Source organism: Actinoplanes sp. NPDC051470 (assembly GCF_040682035.1).
Lineage (GTDB): Bacteria > Actinomycetota > Actinomycetes > Mycobacteriales > Micromonosporaceae > Actinoplanes.
Map to the genome: position 1 here is coordinate 870 of NZ_JBFBAA010000056.1, position 2178 is coordinate 3047.

General features: G+C 73.0%; 1 protein-coding gene and 1 pseudogene. Both read left to right on the forward strand.

Annotated features, from left to right (window positions below; translation table 11 throughout):
• Window positions 1-1453 (forward strand): hypothetical protein (locus AB0M54_RS46185; protein WP_364479407.1); only part of this gene is annotated, 1453 nt, incomplete at its 5' end.
• An 89-nt stretch (window positions 1454-1542) separates the two neighbouring features.
• Window positions 1543-2178 (forward strand): annotated as a pseudogene (locus tag AB0M54_RS46190) (hypothetical protein); the annotation flags it as partial.

Here is a 2178-nt window from a genome sequence, read left to right on the forward strand (position 1 = left end):
GGTGGTTACCAGGGTGGCGGCGACCGGGGTGGATATCGCGGTGGTTCGTCGAGTGGTGGCGACCGTGGTGGTTACCAGGGTGGCGGCGACCGGGGTGGATATCGCGGTGGTTCGTCGAGTGGTGGCGACCGTGGTGGTTACCAGGGTGGCGGCGACCGGGGTGGTTACCGCGGTGGTTCGTCCAGTGGCGGCGACCGGGGCGGCTACCAGGGCGGCGGCGATCGCGGTGGTTACCGCGGTGCCTCGTCGAGTGGTGGTTCGTCGAGTGGTGGCGACCGTGGTGGTTACCAAGGCGGCGGCGACCGGGGTGGATATCGCGGTGGCTCGTCCAGTGGCGGCGACCGGGGCGGCTATCAAGGTGGCGGCGACCGGGGCGGCTATCAAGGTGGCGGCGACCGTGGTGGATATCAGGGTGGCGGCTCCCAGGGCGGCGACCGGGGTGGGTACCGCGGTGGTGACCGTGACCGTGGTGGTTACCAGGGTGGCGGGTCTCAAGGTGGCGATCGCGGTGGATTCCGTGGTGGTGACCGGGACCGTGGCGGCTATCAGGGTCGTAGTGACCGGCCGCAGGGTGACCGCGGCGGCTACCAAGGACGCAGTGACCGGCCGCAAGGTGGCGGGTTCCGGGATCGGCCCCAGGGTGACCGTCCGCAGGGCGGGTTCCGGGGCGACCGCGATCGGCGTGATGACCGTGGTGGCGCCGGCCGTGATGATCGGGCCGGCGGTGGCTTCCGTGGCGGCGATCGGCCCAGCGGCGACCGTGGCGGCTTCCGTAGTGACCGGCCCACCGGTGACCGCGGTGGCTTCCGCAACGATCGGCCCAGTGGCGATCGCGGCGGGTTCCGTAGTGACCGGCCTCGTGATGATCGGGGTGGTTCTGGCGGCGACCGCGGCGGGTTCCGCAGTGACCGGCCTCGGGACGATCGGGGTGGCTCCGGTGGTGACCGGGGTGGCTTCGGTGGCGACCGTGGGGCTCGGCAGAGCTATCAAGGGCGGGGTGACCGGCCGCAGGGCGGCGGGTTCCGCAGTGACAAGCCCCGGGACGATCGGGGCGGCTACCAGGGTGGCGACCGGGACCGGGGCGCCGTTGGTGGCGACCGTGCGCCGCGCGACGACCGCGGTGGGTTCCGCAGCGATCGGCCGCGTGAGGACCGTGGGTTCCGCAGTGATCGGCCCGGTGGTGACCGGGGTGGGTTCCGTAGTGATCGGCCCAGTGGTGACCGGGGTGGGTTCGGCAGTGACCGCCCCAGTGGTGACCGGGGTGGGTTCCGCAGTGACCGGCCGCGGGAGGACCGCGGTGGGTTCCGGGGGGACCGGCCGCGGGACGATCGTGGTGGGTTCCGCGGGGACCAGGACCGGCGTGATGACCGGGGTGGCGCGCGGGAGGCGTACCAAGGGAATCGCGGACCGGACGACCGGGGTGACCACCGCGGGGTTGACGGCGACCAGCTGAACTTCCAGGCGCCGGAGATCCCGGAGGACATCCAGGCCAGCGACCTCGACAAGGAGGTGCGCTCGGAGCTGCTGACGCTGTCGCGTGACATGGCCGACCGCGTCTCGCGGCACCTGGTCGCGGCGGGGCAGATCATCGACGAGGACGCCGAGCTGGCGCTTCAGCACGCCATCGCGGCGCGGCGGATCGCCTCGCGGATCGCGGTGGTGCGTGAAGCGGTCGGGCTGGCGGCCTACGCGGCGGGGGACTGGGCGACCGCGATCGCGGAGCTGCGGACCTACCACCGGATGACCGGCAAGCAGACGCACCTGGCCGAGATCGCCGACAGTGAGCGTGCGCTGGGCCGGCCGGAGCGGGCGATCGACCTGTTCCGCGGGGCCGACCGTGAGTCGCTGGACAAGACGAGCACCATCGAGCTGCTGATCGTGGCGGCGGGCGCCCGTGGCGACCTGGGCCAGCACGACGCGGCCGTGGCGATGCTGCAGGTGCGCGAGCTCACGGCCGAGGAGGACGCCGAGTGGGCGGCGCGGCTGCGCTACGCCTACGCGGACGCTCTGCTCGCCGCGGGACGTCGCGAGGAGGCCCGCGAGTGGTTCTCCCGCGCGGCGGTCGCCGACACGGACGAGACGACCGACGCGGCCGAGCGCCTCCTCGAACTCGACGGTGTCACCCTCACCGGTGACGAGGAGGACGAGGACGACGACGCCGAGGGCGACGCCGAGGCG